General features: G+C 33.1%; 12 protein-coding genes. 3 read left to right on the top strand and 9 right to left on the bottom strand.

Annotated elements, in window-relative coordinates:
- Positions 1-141: 141 nt before the first annotated feature.
- Positions 142-1,425 (bottom strand): DUF4374 domain-containing protein, encoded by a 1,284-nt coding sequence (locus Q0910_RS15095; protein WP_299218221.1) that lies wholly within the window; start codon positions 1,423-1,425, stop codon positions 142-144.
- A gap of 31 nt (positions 1,426-1,456) precedes the next feature.
- Positions 1,457-3,829: a TonB-dependent receptor gene (locus tag Q0910_RS15090; protein ID WP_299218219.1), complete on the bottom strand. Its 2,373-nt coding sequence runs from the start codon at positions 3,827-3,829 to the stop codon at positions 1,457-1,459.
- Positions 3,830-3,943: 114 nt separating this feature from the next.
- Between Q0910_RS15090 and Q0910_RS15085 the strand changes: the two genes are divergently transcribed.
- A complete protein-coding gene (locus Q0910_RS15085) occupies positions 3,944-4,963 on the top strand; it encodes an AraC family transcriptional regulator (RefSeq protein ID WP_299218217.1) in 1,020 nt (339 codons plus the stop codon).
- Position 4,964: 1 nt separating this feature from the next.
- Here Q0910_RS15085 and Q0910_RS15080 read toward each other — a convergent pair whose 3' ends face one another.
- The 7 genes from Q0910_RS15080 to Q0910_RS15050 are packed head-to-tail and all read right to left on the bottom strand — an operon-like array spanning position 4,965 to position 15,893.
- Entirely contained in the window at positions 4,965-5,792 is an 828-nt protein-coding gene (locus Q0910_RS15080; RefSeq protein WP_299218215.1) for a crotonase/enoyl-CoA hydratase family protein, read from the bottom strand.
- A 4-nt stretch (positions 5,793-5,796) separates the two neighbouring features.
- A complete protein-coding gene (locus Q0910_RS15075; protein ID WP_299218213.1) occupies positions 5,797-6,915 on the bottom strand; it encodes a heparan-alpha-glucosaminide N-acetyltransferase domain-containing protein in 1,119 nt (372 codons plus the stop codon).
- Positions 6,916-6,935: 20 nt separating this feature from the next.
- Positions 6,936-9,380 carry a GNAT family N-acetyltransferase gene (locus Q0910_RS15070; RefSeq protein WP_299218211.1) on the bottom strand — a complete coding sequence of 815 codons (2,445 nt, stop codon included), beginning with the start codon at positions 9,378-9,380 and terminating at the stop codon, positions 6,936-6,938.
- A gap of 13 nt (positions 9,381-9,393) precedes the next feature.
- Positions 9,394-11,835, bottom strand: a complete 2,442-nt coding sequence (locus Q0910_RS15065; protein WP_299218209.1) for a GNAT family N-acetyltransferase — start codon at positions 11,833-11,835, stop codon at positions 9,394-9,396.
- Between the two features lie 10 nt (positions 11,836-11,845).
- Positions 11,846-13,027: an MFS transporter gene (locus Q0910_RS15060; RefSeq protein WP_299218207.1), complete on the bottom strand. Its 1,182-nt coding sequence runs from the start codon at positions 13,025-13,027 to the stop codon at positions 11,846-11,848.
- An 11-nt stretch (positions 13,028-13,038) separates the two neighbouring features.
- Complete coding sequence (locus Q0910_RS15055; RefSeq protein ID WP_299218205.1) at positions 13,039-14,370, bottom strand: lysine N(6)-hydroxylase/L-ornithine N(5)-oxygenase family protein; 1,332 nt, start codon at positions 14,368-14,370, stop codon at positions 13,039-13,041.
- Between the two features lie 14 nt (positions 14,371-14,384).
- Complete coding sequence (locus Q0910_RS15050; RefSeq protein ID WP_299218203.1) at positions 14,385-15,893, bottom strand: aspartate aminotransferase family protein; 1,509 nt, start codon at positions 15,891-15,893, stop codon at positions 14,385-14,387.
- Between the two features lie 397 nt (positions 15,894-16,290).
- Between Q0910_RS15050 and Q0910_RS15045 the strand changes: the two genes are divergently transcribed.
- Positions 16,291-16,809: a sigma-70 family RNA polymerase sigma factor gene (locus Q0910_RS15045; RefSeq protein WP_299218200.1), complete on the top strand. Its 519-nt coding sequence runs from the start codon at positions 16,291-16,293 to the stop codon at positions 16,807-16,809.
- A gap of 71 nt (positions 16,810-16,880) precedes the next feature.
- Positions 16,881-17,837: a FecR domain-containing protein gene (locus tag Q0910_RS15040; protein WP_299218198.1), complete on the top strand. Its 957-nt coding sequence runs from the start codon at positions 16,881-16,883 to the stop codon at positions 17,835-17,837.
- Positions 17,838-17,896: the final 59 nt, after the last annotated feature.

Raw genomic sequence — 17,896 nt, 5'->3', positions numbered from 1 at the left:
TATTTTGAACAAAATCACTAAATAAAGCACAATTACTTATTAATTCGACTTTGATCCATTCTGAGCTCCAAATGGGGGTATAAGCATCAGAATAAAAGTTTTGACGTTATCAGAACCCCATATTCATATAGTTCAGTTGAGTTAATTGCTGATCTTAAATATTCCTTTAAGTCCTAAACCAAGAACTTTGGCACCCTGTGTCGCTGTAGCAGTTTCTGGATCTACGATATACACGTAAGTATCGGTATCTGTAGAACTACTGATGTATGCTTTGCCATCTTCTACGAACATAGGAGATGTATAGCGATGACCGTGGGTTGGTACTCCAGCAATATCAGTAACGGTTTGATTTACTAAATCTATCACCACCATTTTAAACACATCTTTTTTAAAGAATGCTCCCCATTCTCCTGCACCATTGGTATCATCTACAATTATTCTTGCAATTGCTTTTCCATTACCCATATAATCCATCCAGAATAACTTCCCTCCATTAGTTGCTTCTTCTATATTAAAGAAGTAATCAGAATCGAATTCTGTTTCTCCATTGTTAATTCTTAAAATTCCTGAAGGTTTAGAAGCTGCCGTAAAACCAGCACTTAATGCAGATGTTGAGAACGAATAAATATCACCGTTTTCTATCTGTTCGATACCTGTGCTATGACCGTTTACTCCGATCGGACTGGTTCTATCATCTTCAATTATTTTTTCTAATTCGAAATCTGGATAACTAAACACCGCTACATAAGCACGATCCACATCTGGAGTGACAAAAGAACCGTCTGCTAACCACTTATGATAAGAAACAAATAATTTTCCATCTCTAAGTACCATCCCAGTAACCCAAGGAGTTGATCCAGGGTTTTCTGCCGTACCATCTCCCATATCTGTATCTACAGGATGTTCTTCTACTTTTTCTAATAAACCAGTTTCCGCATTTACGATATGAAAACGTTTATCAGAAAGTCCTCCATATGTTAATTCTACTGCTAGCAGAGTATTCTCATCTAAAGCTGCATAATTATCTAAGGTAGATTGAAACGCAAAATTTGCTTTTTCTTCTAGCTCACCTTCTTCATTTAATTGATATGCAATACACTTGTCATCATCAGAATATCCTGCAGTAAAAACCGTATTACCGACTCCGTGAAAAAATCTCCAACCTCTTAATGGTATTCCTTGCCCTTCAACCGAGATCTCACCCGTAGTTAATGATGCTAAAGATGGTAATTCTAAAATATAATCTACTGGACTTGCATCTCCAACAGGAAATGCCTCGAATCCAACCACATATTTAGATAAAGCTATTGGATCCGGGTCTGGATCTATAGGTGTCCCTCCATTATCATCACTACTACAAGATATAACCACCGTGGTTATCGCTATAAATAACATTACATTTTTTATCCATTTTATTGTTTTCATTGTATATGATTTTTGATGTTTAAAATTTATTTTAATTTGATATATAGTATCTAAGCTTTACATAAAAAGCTCTTCCCGGTTGTTGAATTTCGAAATTGTCATAGACCTTCGAATCCGTAATATTTCTGGCTAAAACTGATATATTGTAACGTCCATCATTAAAAGAATATCCCAGCTCTAGATTGTGTGAAACTTGTTCTGGTATGATATCTCTATCTTCTGGATTTCCTTCTACAAAAGATGTAAGTGGATAGTCATGAACATAATATGTATTCCAAGAAATGTTCAATTGGTCTTTTATGAAAAGTATATTTTCGAATGCACCTCCAATACGGGCATTTCCAAATAGATAAGGAATATTCGCTATTCGTTGGTTTCTTAAAAAATCTACACCAGCATTTTCTCCGGCATTTCTATCAATAATATTTTGATAGGTAGCATTAACATCCAAAAAGAATTTATTATACAGCATTCTTATCTCTCCTTCTACACCTGTACTTCTGGCATCAGCTGTATTAAAGTATCGGGAGAAAATCCCTTCCGATCTAATCGCTATAAAATTCTCAGACTCTCTAAAAAACACATTGGTATCCACCTGAAGTTTGAAACCATTAATATTTGTATTAAAAAGTGCTCCCAGATTGGCATTGTAACTTTTCTCTGGGGACAAAGTCGGATTCGATTTAAGTAAAAATCCATCTCCAAATACTTCATAGCCTTCCGGAATCCTAAATGTTCTTTCAAAGGATCCTTTGATTCGAAAGTTATCAAGGATTCTGAAGGTGGTAGCAAAACCATATCCCAATTCTTCAAAAGTATTTTCGATTCTGGTAAATCGATCTTCATCTATATTGGTAAATACATCTTCTACAATTCCTTCTGAGTTTAACAAATATCCTTTAGAAAAAACAGAAGTATTCCATCTCGAATCTAGCAGCTTGAGGTCATAAGAAAGTCCTAATATATTTTTGTTTACAATATGCGGATCTTCAAAAGCGATTCTTCCTGTTCTGGCAGCATCTTCTCCTTTTCTTCGAATATAATTTTTGGTATAATTAAAGCTCAATAAATGGTTCTCATCAAAGGTATAGGCGGCTAAAGCATTAATCAAATGTAGGTTATCCTTAAACTTGAATAGCGTCTTACTAGCTTCAAATTCTCCTAATGTTTGATCTCCACGCTCTATAAAATTTCCAAACCAGTCATATTTTCGAGACGAAGTATCTACTACTCTTTCGTTATTTTGTGTAATAGAACCATAAATTTTAAGTTTCAGCTTTTCTTTAAACAAATTATTTTTTTCGAACTCAAGAGATCCAGAAATAATATCATTTTCACTAAAAACTTCTCCAAACGGGTTTTGTGGATCTATTGGATGCTGTATTTCATTTTCATTAGCAGACGCAGTGAAACCAATAATCAATCGATCAGCATATGATTTATCAACTAATCCGGTTTGTACACGTACCATTTGGGAATTATAAGCGTCATGAAATCGCTCTACATTATCTCTACGGATGCCTGTATCATTTCCTAATTCATCTCTAACTTCAATATTATCAATCGTATAATTGTTATCCGAATAATTATAAAATGAGGATACCTGAAACATCCAACCTTTTTTATTATAGTGCTGACCATTCACTGTAGCACGATGCGTATTAAAAGAACCTATATCGTAGGATACATCCAGAAAGTCTTTTTTACGTTGATTTGTAATGATATTGACTGCACCACCTAATGCGTCTGCCCCTAAATGGATAGGAACTACACCTTTATACACTTCTGCTCGTTCTATAAGCGTAGCTGGGAAATTATTTAGCGTTAAGGAGCTTCCGAAATTTTCGATCGGAATTCCATCTATAAAAAACTTTACTTGCTTACCAGACAATCCGTTTAAGGAGAAATCAAAAACAGATCCCAATCCTCCTCGTTGCCGAACATTTATTCCGGGTATTGTTGTTAAAATAGCATTTATATCTACGCTGCTATTCTTTAACCCTTTGGTCTCAATAACTTCTACTTCAAAAGCTTTTTCTTTGGTTTTTTGAGCAGCCGTTTTTCCTTTAACAATAACATCGTTTAATTCTTCAATATCCGATTGTAGAATTATTTTTAAAAACGATTCTTTATTAGATCCGGCATTAATTCTTTTGAGTTGGGTTTTAAACCCCACAAAACTAATTTTTAGCGTATATGATCCTTCCGGAAGACTTAGCGTAAACTTCCCAGTAAAATCGCTAATCGTTCCTGTATTTTGAAGTTCTGAAACTTTAATCGAAGCTCCAGGTATTGGATTCGAATTTTGATCCACAACAACACCTTGTATTAGCTCCTGACTTTGACAAAAGAACGTAACCAAAAGCATCAAAAAGACACTGTTTTTTCTTTTTAAAATAACCACTGACTGTAACAATTTTTTATTTATTTTAGCGACTTCAAGTTTATTATTTATAATTAGTCTAAATAAAATTAAAATGCAAAATTAGTATCTAAGAGAAGAGAAAAATGACGCATTATGGATAAAAAAAGACGCGAAAAGACGTCGCTTAAAACCGAAATACAAAACCGAAAAAAGATAGACACTTTATCAGCTGTTACAGAATTGATAACATCTAAAGAACAATGTGGTATCGTTTCAAAAAAATTTCAATTCCTGAAACAGTTTGGTATAGGTCAATTTCAAACGCAGCAGTTTGAAGGGTTGTCGATCATTATTTTTGATGTTTTATTTAAGCAAGATCTACTGCTTGAAGGGACTCTCTATGATGATTTTCTGGAAATGTCTTTTCTGATTGAGGGAGAACAGATAATTAAAATAGAAGGAGTAAGTAAAGACTTAATTTATGAAAGTCAGGAATGTTATCTCTTATATCTAGAAAACATAAAAGGTAGTATTTCATATCGCAAGCGAAAACGGCTTAAAGAAGTTAAAATTAGAATGAGTATAGACTTCATTAAAAGACACAAATTAAATGAAGAGTATGATATTGCGGAGAAATATTCTTTACTACAACTACAAAGTAATTTTTTAAAACCCTTGTGCTCCAAAACTCAAGATATACTTTCGGAAATTTTGACTGATCAACGAAAAGGTTTATTGAAACGATTATTTTTAGAATCCAAAACACTAGAATTGATCGCATTAAAACTAGAAACTTCATCGCAAGAAACCAAAACATCGAGCAATTTACCAACAGATAATTTAGTAAAAAAATTATATCAAGTACAACACATGGTTTCTTCTGATCTATCTATTCAATATTCTATTCATCAATTATCAAGACAGATTGGATTAAACGATTTTGTATTAAAAAAGGAATTTAAAGTACTTTTTGGGAAAACAATTTTTGAATATGCTACTGAATTAAGAATGGAAAAAGCCAAACAACTATTATTGCACAGTAAAAAGCCTATTTATGAAATATCAGAGCTGGTTGGTTATAAAAACTCTACCCATTTTACAGCTGCTTTCAAGAAAATAGAAGGAATTACACCAAAAAAGTATAGAAATACTTCTGAAAACGAAAAAGCATAATTTAATTGACCATTTTAACTTTCCTATATTGAGCATTCGCCAAAATCTCCATTTTACGTAAGTCAAACTCTTTAATATGCATACACGCTTCTACCCATAGATTTGTAATTTTTAGTAGCTCACTCTTTGATAGTGGATTGATCATTTTTTTACATTGAATATGATGATATTCAAAATTAAATCGCTCTTTTATCGTCTTAGTAAACCTATACAATTCAAGAATAGCAGTACCTTTTTGAGCTATATTCTCTACAAGACCTAAAGTCTGTAAATACTTTGCTTTATAAATATCTCCACTTCTAATTAGCATGTCGGTATCTACTTTACTAAGCTTACGAGTTAATAAGCTATGCGCTCCCATACCCGGAAACAAGTTGAACTTATTTTCAGGCAAACAAAACTGAACACCTTCTTCTGCCAGTATAAAATCATGCGCCAAAGCGCATTCGAATCCGCCTCCGTAGGCATTACCTTCTACCAAAGCAATGGTTATAACCGGTAATCCAAAGGATGTATACATATTATAAATAGCATCGATACATAAATGGGCATATGTTCTTAATTTAGAAACATCCTCGGTTTTTATACTATCTAAAAAATATGAAAGATCACCTCCCATATTATAAATACCTTGATGTTCTGACCCGGAAACTATAAATTTTAGCGGCCTATCCGGATGGGAAAAGTATTTCTTAACCCAAGAGCAGAACTCTCGAAACTCCTGAAGCCCCTGTAAACAAAAATTAGGCATTCCGGTATCTCTTATTTTCCATATCAAGAGTTCTTCTTCTTTAAAATACTCGATGGAAACGCAATTAAACTCTCTCATAGTATTACGATTTTGAAATAACCATCCTCTTTTTGGCTATATGGGTTTGTTTTTTCGATTTTGTTTTAAAAAGTAACTTATCTAACCCAAACCTTTGAACTCCTAGAGTCAACAAAATATAGAAGGGAGTTAATAGAAGTACTGATGTAACCCCAAATTGCTGATATCCCAAAGCGCCCATTCCCCAACAGATAAACACCCATTGAATAATGTAAATGGTAGTTACTCTCTTACTACAATAAAAAAGGAATCTAAAGATGTTATTTTCTTTAACTCTTGTTACTAATAATTGTGCAATCCATAGCAATACAAGATTGAATCCAGCCAGGTACAATGTTCCTCCTGGGCCTAAGTGAAAGTAATCTCCAAAATGATACTCAAAATTATAATAGCATAATCCTCCGCCGATAACCATCAACACAATTCCTGCTATTAACATTCTACTAAATAAGTAATTCGTGCTTCCATTTTTTTCTTTATACCACATCCCAAAGAACATCCCGATAAGTATAAAAGAAAACCAGGGAAATACAGCAAAATATACGTTCCATTCGGAACCCCATAAAAGATCTAATGCATAATCTACTCCTGTAATACCTAATCGAAATCCGTGTACCTCTTTGGTCAATAGTGCAATACAAAAAGCTATAATCAATGGTACATATTTATTTTTAGAGAGTTTGTTAATCAATCCCATAAATAGCAAAGAAACTCCGGCTAACTGTAGTATATCTCCAGTTCCTAACATATAGATCATATTATCTATACTAACAGGTGTTGTCCATCCATAGGCTTCGATAAAATTATCAGGAACAGTGCCAACAAGAACTGGAAGTACAAATTTTAAGAAATTCATTAAATACCCAACACCCAAAATATAAAAGGCTCTCTTGATTGATAATACTACACTTTGATTGCGAGATAATGTAAATGATACTCCCATTGCAATCAAAAACATAGGAGTTCCTTTTCCTATAAAATGAACTACGGATCCTAACCAGGTTTCTGATTGTGTAACAATATCTCCATAAATCCATAGTGTATGTACGATAATTACCATCAATACACTAACTCCTCTTGCCAGGTCTATCGCCAAAATTCTATTGTTATTTGATGTCGACATATGTTTGAGTTTTAATTTTATTAATTTGAAGAAATCAGACGTCCTAATTTCTTCTCTGTATTCTTAAACTTAGCAATAGGATTTTCTAGCGTTCCCTCTAGAATTAAACTTGCCATGGGATCTGCAAGATTTAGCATTTGCTGAGTATTTTTCAGTTGCAATCTATTTAAGCAACATCTATCAAACTCTGAAACGAAAAGATCATATCGATCAAACTCCGATTGTAATGCTGGATGTTCTGATTGATAGGAATGAATACAAAACGCTACTTCTTGCCAAAAATCATTCTCAGAACACCCAAGATCTCTATCCAAAATCGGAGCCATAAACCTAAAAAAACAATCGAAAACATCTGTGAAAATCGATAACACTTTCATCGTATCAGAAGCCTCTGTATATAATCGTTTTACTTTTTCGGGTAATTCTAATTCCTTATTAAAAACAATCACTTCTTCTGTAATATCTTTCATTAGAATTTTTACTGGAACATGATTTTCCAAAACCATAATAACATTTTCTCCATGAGGCATAAAAACAAATCCATAGGTATAAAAACAATGCAATAACGGTGTTAGATATGCATTCAAATATTTCCGAATCCAACTCTTGGCATCGCATGAAGAAGCGTTAATCAATGCTGCCATTAACGAATGGCCTTCTGTATCGACATGAAGCAATGCAGCCATTGTCATTAATTCTTGATTCTTCTTTATTTTAGTATGCGGACTTTCTCTCCACAAAGCAGATAACATCTTATTATGAGCATTTGTTTTTCCTAGTACTTCATAAAAAGTATTCTGGAAACCAACTGTAGCAACTTCCCCTAACATGGTAAAGCCATTCTTCTTTAGATAGGCATCCTGATCCAACAATTCTGTAATCCAACTCGTAATGTGGGGCGTACTCTTCATATAAGAAGGAGAAAGTCCTCTCATAAACCCCATATTCAGAATAGACAAAGCTGTTTTGGTGTACATTTTTTCCGGATTACTCTTATTATAAAGTGTTCTAATTGATTGTTGCGCAGAGAAATAATCTTCGCTTTCACCCAAGAACACCAAATTTTGATTCGAAATATCTGCTGCAAATACCTGTAGTATCTTGTTATTCCACTGCCAGGGATGTACAGGAATAAAAATATACGAACTAGTATCTAACCCCAAGGATTCTAATTTTGTATTAAATTTTGCGATTAACTGTACACCTAACTCTTTATGCATTAAAGATTTGTATTCAAATTTATGAATCGAAGTATAGGTTGTTTTACTTTTATGACCTGCTATCCAATATATTTTAAAAGGCTGATTCGTTTCTGGGGCGTATTCCAAATAATCCTGACCATCGAAACCTATTCTTCCGTTATTTGCTACAAAACAAGGGTGGCCTTCGGTCATCGCATGCTCTATATCCTGGAAGGAGCTATTTACCAACTCATCTGATGAAAATAAATTGTTTACTTTTTTATATGCCGCACCTGATAATGTACTGGATATTTCTTCCAAATACACAGGAAGTAAATGCTTTGGTATTTCTAAAGTGTGTACAAAATCAATAATAAATTGTAAAGCGTCAACTGGTTCTGGTGTGTCATTGACTTTTTTAACAATTGAAGTTTCATCAATATACCAATGATCCAGAGCATATCTCTGAGCGGTAAACTCATAGGTAATTCCAGGAGTATCTGCAATTAGGACATACTTATTCCACTTTTGGTTATTTGTTTTTTGTTGAGGTTTAAAAAGCAATTCGTGCGAAAATTCACTAATTGCTTTGCTTACAAGAGATCTATTTACCGTTTCCCAAGTCAATGGATTAAGGTGATTGTAGGATTTCTTCAATGAATTTGATATATTTAAGTTGGTCATTAGTTTTGTTTTTTCTCGCAACGCATTTTTTGCTTTTCTATAATCTAGTGCTTCACAAAATGCTAATCCAGCTGTTTTTTCAGGTAATTCGATTTCTTTTTGGTATATAAATCCTGCTTTTTTATTAAGCGTATGGATCTTTTCATTTCTAATATCAGGTTCTACTACTATCCTTTCTACCTCTGGTAATTCAAAAAAATATTCGAGTACTGTACTAAAGACATTCCATGTAAATCCAGCTATTTTATGTTCTGATGGTGCTACCAAAATATGCATCCCATAATCAGTATCTTTAGCAGAATAGTATTCAGAAATCCTATCTGTTGATGCTTTGTATTTTTCCATTAAGAAGATGGGAACTCCATTATATATTCCTACAAAAACATCATAGTCTTTTCTAGAAACCAATGCTGTATATTCTGAGTGTACTTCTTCTAATGAACTATCCAACATGCCCCAATACCTAGCATACTCTTTTGTTACCCATTTATGAATAGTTGTAATGTCATAATCAAAATCTAAATGGCGTAGCTGTATGGTTCCAAAGTTTTCAATTGTTCTTAAAAAAACAATGTTTTGAGCAATTTCAGTATTTTCCATAATGAACCTTGAATTATGAAGTTGTATCTACTAAATCTCTTCTAAATGCTGCGATTGGATTCTTTAGTTTACCGGCAAACTGAAGTAACGCTACAGGATCATCTAAATCAATCATTTGCTTATGATTATTGAGTTGTAATCTATTTAAACAAGACAACTGAAATTCTGGAGCAAACAAATCGTATTGCTTAAACTTTGCTTCTTTTTCTGGATAACGATCCTGATACTCCCGAATCACTTCTGCAACAACTTTCCAAAATTGTTCTTCTTCAAAATTGGTATGTGCAACTAAAATGTGAGACATAAACCTGAAAAAACCATCGAATATATCTGTAAAAATCGAAAGTAATTTCACATCCTCAGGAACGGGAGCATACATTCGTTTTAGATGATCTGGTAATTTAACTTCCGGATTTAGAATACAAGCTTCTTCTGTTATGTCCTTTAAAAAAGATTTTACCGGTACTTGATCTTCCAATACCATAATAATATTCTCTCCATGAGGCATAAACACTAAATCAAAATGATAAAAGCAATGTAATAATGGACTTAAATAAGCTTCCAGATATTTTTGAAGCCAATCCTCAACGGTCAAACCTGATTTTTTGATGATTTTTGGTAATAAAGCTTCACCATTATGGTCTATGTGCAGAAATGCTGCCATAGTCATTGCTTGTTGTTTTTCTGTCACGTTTGCAATAGGGCTTTCTCTCCAAAGTGAAGCTAACATCTTATTGTAATCATTGTGTGGTCCAAATTCTTCAAAATAAGGATTTACATAGCTCACAGATGCAATTTCACTTAACATCCTAAAACCAGTTTCCTGAATATATGGATCATTATAAAGCAACGCTTCTAACCAAACAGCCATTTTAGGCGCGGTGCCTAAATAATATAGCGGAAGTCCGCGCATAAATCCCATATTTAAAATAGAAAGTGCTGTTTTAGTATAGAATTTTTTGGGATTGGTACCATTAAATAAGGTTCTAATGGATTGCTGAGCAAGGTATTGATCTGGACCATACCCTAAGCATATTAAATTTCCGGTAGCAATTTCTGGTGAAAAGATGTTGGCTAACTTATTAAACCATTGCCACGGATGCATAGGAATAAAGAAATAGTCATCCGGATCAAAACCTTTATTTTTTATACTTTCTTTAAATGTTTGTATCGTTTTAGAATCCAATTCCTGTTGTATCAAAACATCATATGACAATGCTTCTGTAGCGGCATATACCGCTTTACTTTTATGACCTGCTAGCCACAATAAGGAAAAAGAATTACCAGCTTCAGGAGCATACGACCTATAATCGCTACTATCGAAACCGATACGACCATTATTGGCGACAAAACCAGGATGTCCCTCTGTCATGGATTGTTCAATAGTCTGAAAATCTGCAGTCGCAAGCTCGCTTGAAGGTGGATTTCCTTTTAAAAATTTAAATGCACTACCATATAATGTACTGATGATCTCTTCTAGGTATAGAGGCATCTGTTGATCCTTAATTCCCAGTTGTTTTCTAAATTCCTTAATAAACAAAATACCATCTACAACTACCGATTCACTTTCTTCGTATTTCTTGATAGATGCTGATTCAATATATAAATGATTTAATGCTAACGGTTTTGCGTTAAACTGGTATTGGATAGTAGGATTATCTGTTTTTAGGATATAACTATTCCAACCGTCTTTTAATCGTTCTAAAACAACAGGTTTAATCAAAAGTTCGTGACTGAATTCACAAATAGCTTTAATTACAAAAAGTGTATTTACTTTAACCCAAACTTCGGGCTGTAAATGAGCTATTGATTGTTGAGGCGAAACGGCATTATCTAAGGTGTTCATAGCACTTCTTTTATTAATTTTTGAAATTGATGTAAGATGTTGTTGCCTGTCCAAAAATGCTATTTGAGCAGTCTTATTTGGGAGTTCTATAATTTTATCAAGTTGAAAACCTATTCGCTGACATAGGGCGAACATTTTTTTATTGCGGATATCTGGTTCTACTATAATTCTATTAATCGTAGAATCTTTCAACACAAAATCCATAATAGTCGTAAACAAATACCAAGTAAAATTTGGAATTTTTACTCGTGGCGGAGCTATAATAATATGAATCCCACAGTCCCCATTTTGAGCAGGATATAATGTTCCTACAACATCTTGTTTAGGATGATATCTTTCTAATACAAAAACTGGGTTACCTTCAAAAACACCTACAAAAACATCATAGTGTTCTGGTTCCATTAATTTTATATATTCTTGTCGCACCTGTTGTAAATCATACCCTTGCATTCCCCAAAAAAAAGCATAGTCCATATTTACCCACTCATGCAAAACTTCACAATCTTCGGATATTCTAAAAGGTCGTATTTCTATAGTCCCAAAATCTGAAAAGCTTTTTGAATAGATTTTATGATACTGATGCTGTATGTTATTGGCTGTTTTTTCCATTCAGAATTTCTTATGACTTTGCTAATATTTTAGAAGTGAGTTTTGGAGCAACTTTAAAAGTTAAATAATACAGTAATAAAGTGATACTAAAACCGCCTAAAGCAACCAAAAATGGAATTCTTAATCCATAATTGTCTACCAGTAAACCCACGGAAAAAGAAGACAATAACACTCCTAGGTTTTGAAAAAAGTGCACTTTACTATAATCCATTGCATAAGAATCAGGAGTACTGAATTCGAAGAGTAACACATCAAATTTGACCACTCCCTGAAAAATTGCCCAACCATAAATGATTCTTCCTATGATGATCATTATTTCCATAGGAATCCCTTGCAGGAATAATCCAACGATACCTATAAGAAGTATCGAAACTACTTGTAAAAACCCGTTATTTGTTTCTTTTATTTTGGTATTGATCCATAAAGCAATCAGTGCTACAAAACCGGGTATCGCATATATTGTTCCTGAAATTAATTTAGACTCGTACCCCGAAATACTTTCCCAATAGGTTGCAAAAAATGGTCTTATTAAAAAATCACTGAAATATAAAATCATAGTGATCAATCCTATTTTGAGGATAAAACCTTTCGGGATCATTTTTGTTTTTTGCTTTATGAACTCTTTGGGTTCTGAGCTTTTGGTTATCTTGTATTTTTTGCTTCTCAATAAATAAGCGCTCATACCCATCTGTATAAAATCTCCTAATGCCATAATCAGAAAAATATAACTAGCATCAATTAAATCCACTGTGGCACCTCCTATCACTGCTCCTAATATTCCCCCAAGATGTACAACTACCGATAACAAACCAATGGTTTTAGGATGTTCTTTTTTAGTAATTATTTTTAGGATATATGGATATACCAGTAAGTAGCTTCCTTTAAATAAGATCATCACTAAAGAAATGATCCAAAAGTTTAGATATGATGTAGTTGCATAACAACATAAAGCTAATAATCCTGCTACGAACTGCGTATATATAAGGATATTTAGCTCTGCTATTTTTTTAGAAACATATGCCCAAAAAGGAAATGAAATCATAACCATAAAGCAAATGGCAGCAAAATAATAACCCACCAACTCTGGATCATTTACTCCAAATCGAGCTTCAAAAAATTGAGGATAAAATGGATGCAGCAAATAATCACTTACTACGGCCACTAAGGTCATTAGGATCAGAAAATTCTTCATTGGAGTTTTAGTTACTTCATCGATGCTTCCATCATAATTTCCTCTTCTTCTAGCACATCAAACTGCTGAAACGCAACTTTCTTTTCTATAGCGTAATAATCAGTACCCGTCAATTCTTTGATGATATACGAATTGCGATAAGCAGCCATTCCTAAATCAGGAGTTACAAATCCGTGCGTATGTAGTTCTGCATTTTGTACAAAGATTTCATTTCCGGAATGATCAATAGCATAATTACGATGCACATCATACCTGCCTTTTTGATCCCATCGAATTCGGTCATTAATACTATCGATAAATGTTGGTTTTTGATATTGATATCCCGTTGCCAATACCAATCCTTCTGTCTTATGACGATAGTATTTATCCTGCTCGTATTGATGAATTTCTAGATAGAATCTCTCCAAAGTATCATCATATATAGCGTTCTGTAGCTCTGAATTTGCTCTTAAATTAATTTTGACATCTCCGAGTAGTCGTTTCGTATATATCAGATCAAATATATCAGCAATCAAATCCTGATTGATCCCTTTATACAAGTGTTTTTGACTATTAATCAAATGATTACGTTTATGCTTTGGTAGATTATAAAAATAATCTACATACTCTGGAGAAGTCATCTCTAGTGTAAGCTTGGCATATTCTAGCGGAAAAAACCTTGGTGACCTAGTGATCCAATTTAATTCATATCCTTTATCATCTATTTCCTGTAAAAGATCGTAGAAAATCTCTGCAGCACTCTGTCCACTACCCAAAACTGTTATTGATTTTTTGGATTGTAGTTTCTTCTTGTTTGGCAAATAAGAGCTAGAATGTACAGCTTCTTTTTTCAAAGAATTACAACAACTCGGTATATAAGGACTTGTTCCAGTTCCTAAAACAAGCCTTCTAGCTTTATAAATGTTTCGTTTATTCGTTTTTACACACTTCGAAAAAACTGTATAATATCTTCCTTTTTCGTCATATGCAATCTCTACTACTTCTGTTTCAAAATGGACGTTCGTTAATTTGTCTATCGCCCACTGACAATACTGATTGTATTCATTTCTTAGTAAAAGAAAGTTCTCTCTAATGTAAAAGGAATAGATTCTTCCTTGCTCTTTGATATAATTCAGAAAACTAAATGGGTTAGTAGGATCGGCTAAGGTTACTAAATCTGCCATAAAAGGAATCTGTAATGTCGTATTCTGAAGCATCATTCCCGGATGCCAATCAAACTTTTCTTTCTTATCTAAAAACAATCCATCCAACTCTGCAATTGGATCTGATAAACAAGCTAGTCCTAAGTTCATAGGACCGACACCAATCCCAATAAAATCAAATATTTTTTCTTCTTTCTGCATAATGCTTTCTTGTTTTAATTGTGATTTTTAGTATCATACGATTGCCCTGTTTCCTTGATCATCTGGATGATATTTAACAGGTCATCAATTGTACTTTTAGGATTTAGTAATGTAAATTTTAAGTAGGTTTTTCCATTGAACTTTGTACTTGCTATAGAAGCTTGACCAGATTTAAATAAGGTGTTTTTAATATGGAGATTCATTTTATCAAGAAATACATTGGACGTTACACCTTGAACTTTACATCGGAAAACTAAGGTACTTAACTCGGGTTTATGAACCATTTCAAAATACGGATCATCTTTAATACTATGATAAAGGTCTAAAGCTAAATAATGTACTTTTTCTAAAAATGCTCCTATATTTTTTTCTCCAGTCATCTTTAGCGTAAACCATAGTTTAAGTGCATCAAACCTTCTAGTGGTTTGGATTGATTTTTCTATAAGATTAGGGCATTCTTCATCTCTATGCTCTAAGGGATTTAGATAATCCGCGTAATAGGAAATGTATTTAAAATGTTTCGTGTCTTTTACTAAAAAAGCACTGGAGCAAACAGGTTGAAACATGGTTTTGTGAAAATCAATAGTAACAGAATCTGCATGTTTGATTCCACTTAAAAGATGACGATGAGTCTCTGTTAGCACATAACTACCTCCATACGCCCCGTCTACATGAAACCAGATATCATATTCACTAGCAATTTTCGCAATGGTATCTAGAGGATCAAAACTACCAAAATCTGTAGTCCCAGCCGTTGCAACAATAGCGATTGGTATATTTCCTATTTGTTTTTCTTTTTCTATAGCTTGCACTAGCGCGTCTACTTTCATTTTCATCTTTTCATCAGTAGCTACTGGAATCACGGAATTGTATCCCATACCCATAAGTGCGGCATTTTTTCTAATACTGAAATGTGCTTTTTCTGAGCAGAAAAAACGAAACTTAGAAACTACATCGGACCAGCCATTCTCTTTTAGATTTAACCCGAAATGCTTAAAAGCATAATCATCTCGGGCTAATAATAGTGCCATAAAATTAGACTGGGTTCCGCCACTGGTAAAAACACCATCAGCAGTAGATGACAGATTCATTTTATCGCAAATCCATCGAATCATTTCTTGTTCGATGTAGGTAGCAGAAATACTTTGATCCCAGGTTTCTATTGCTGTATTTACTGATGAAGCAATTAAATCTCCTACTAAGGCAGGAAGTAAAACGGGGCAATTAAGATGAGCTACATAGTTAGGGTGATGAAAAGCAATGGTATGATCCAAGTACAATTCTTTAATTTCATTAAGAGCCTCATCCATTGATAAGGTCTCATTCTTATTAGGAGATAGTAAATCTTTCTTTTCTTGAAAATTGCATACTTCTCCGGGATAAAAATGATCTCTATCCAAATAAGACATTACATATTGCAACGCTTTATGAATATACTCTTCGTAAGTATATTTGGATTGAGTATCGAAAAAATGGTCAACTTTTTGATCAAAAACAAGGTTGGTTCGTGTGTCGAGGAGCATATTATTTTTATTTGGTCTAAATAAGCTTGGCAAATTTAGACGCAAACAAAAGTATATTTATGACGTATTTTGGATAAAAAAAGACGTTGTAAGTATATATTGGCGATAATTAATTTTAAAATAACATCAGCATAAGAACATTCTAAAGATTATAACAACTTTATGTGTAAGAGTTAAATAAGGGGATCAACAAAAATAGATATGCCTCACATTTATGTGAAGCTTATAGTTTTTTGAAAGAACTATAAGTATGTAAAAAAATATCATTTAGCTCTTAAGTCTTTTTTCGGGATTTCTCTGTTAAACATAATAAACTAGAAAGAAAAAGTAAAATGTAACAGAAAGGAATTTTGAGCGTTTTTTATATAATTTAGCAATCTATCGTTACTCAAATTATTTGAAGAAAAAAATTACATCTTATTCCGTCAAAGAAGCAAAATTCTCCAATTTGTTTGATAGGCACTATAATAGGCTATACAATTATGCATTTAAAGTTTTAAAAGAAACGGATCTTTCTGAGGAGTTGGTTCAGGAAACATTTATTAAGCTTTGGGAAAACTTTGAACATATCAAAGAATCCGAACGTTCTATAGAATCATTTTTAATTACTACACTCAAAAATAAAATTATAGATGACTATAGAAAAAAACAAACCAGAGAAAAACATACTAATTTGTATTCGCTTAATACCAGTATCGAAACTCAGATTGATAAACAGTGGGAATTAGTGCAACGTATTGAAGATATTTATACTTCTCTTGAGGAAAAAACAACAGATATTTTTAAGTTATCTAGAGATAAAGGATTGACCTATAAAGAAATTTCCAAAAAAAAAGGTATTTCTATAAAAACCGTAGAACTTCATATTTCAAAGGCTTTAACAGCATTTAAGAACGGCTTAAAAGATTATTTTTAAGAAAAAAAAGTTTTTTCAATAGGGTACTACTACTTGACAAACGTCTTTTAAGTAGTTAACACCTTTTTGGTATGGAACCTTTTAAAATTACAGAAACCGAACTTTGGGAATATATCTCAAAAACTGCTGATGATATAACTACTAAGAAAGTAGAAAAGTGGATAGATTCTTCTAATTATGATGAAGATTTATTTAGCAAAATAACTGCTATCCATAAGAATAGCTCTACACAAAACCCTTCTATTCAGCGAGCTAAAAAACGATTCTTTACTACTGTCAAACCAAAAACCATGGTTTGGAAAGAGCTGCTGAAGTATGCGGCTATATTTGTTATACTTATTTCTGGAGTATATTTCTACAATACAGTATCCTCCAATACCAATCAAATAGTCCTGCAGACAACTTTTGGTGAACAAAAGAATATTGCATTACCAGATGGTTCCAACGTTTGGTTAAATGCTTCTAGTAAATTATCCTATAATGTCAAAACTCCTAGAACCTTATATCTGGAAGGAGAAGGATTTTTTGAAGTTGCAAAAGATACGTTACACCCTTTTACCGTAACAACTCCAGATCACATTACAGTAAAAGCTTTAGGAACTAGTTTTAATGTGAAATCCTATATAGATAGTCCTATCACAGAAACAAAATTACTTACTGGTAAAGTGGAAGTTACTTCTGATGAGCAGTTTAAAGAAAAGGTGCTCCTGATCCCTGATGAAAAAGTAACCTTTTACAAGCATACCAAAGAAGTAGTGAAATCCAAGATGGATCTTAATGAATCCAACATTGCCTGGAAAGAAGGAAAAATACAATTCGAAAACAAAACTTTCAGAGAAATAGCTATTGACTTAAAAGCCCAATTTGGTAAACAAATTCGCTTTGAAAATGAAGACATTGCAGTTACTAAATTTACAGGCTCTTTCGATAACACAACTCCTATAGATGAGATTTTTGAAATACTCAAAATCTCTAAAGAATTTACCTATAAACTAAACACAAAAACCAATGAGTGGATAATAGAATAAAAAGTGGGAAAACTGCCATTTTCCCACTATAAATGTTAAAAAAAATCTAATCGCAAAAT

The sequence above is a fragment of the uncultured Aquimarina sp. genome (assembly GCF_947495315.1).
Taxonomy (GTDB): domain Bacteria; phylum Bacteroidota; class Bacteroidia; order Flavobacteriales; family Flavobacteriaceae; genus Aquimarina.
The sequence above is the reverse complement of the archived record's forward strand: the minus strand, read 5'-3'. Positions and strand labels throughout refer to the sequence as shown.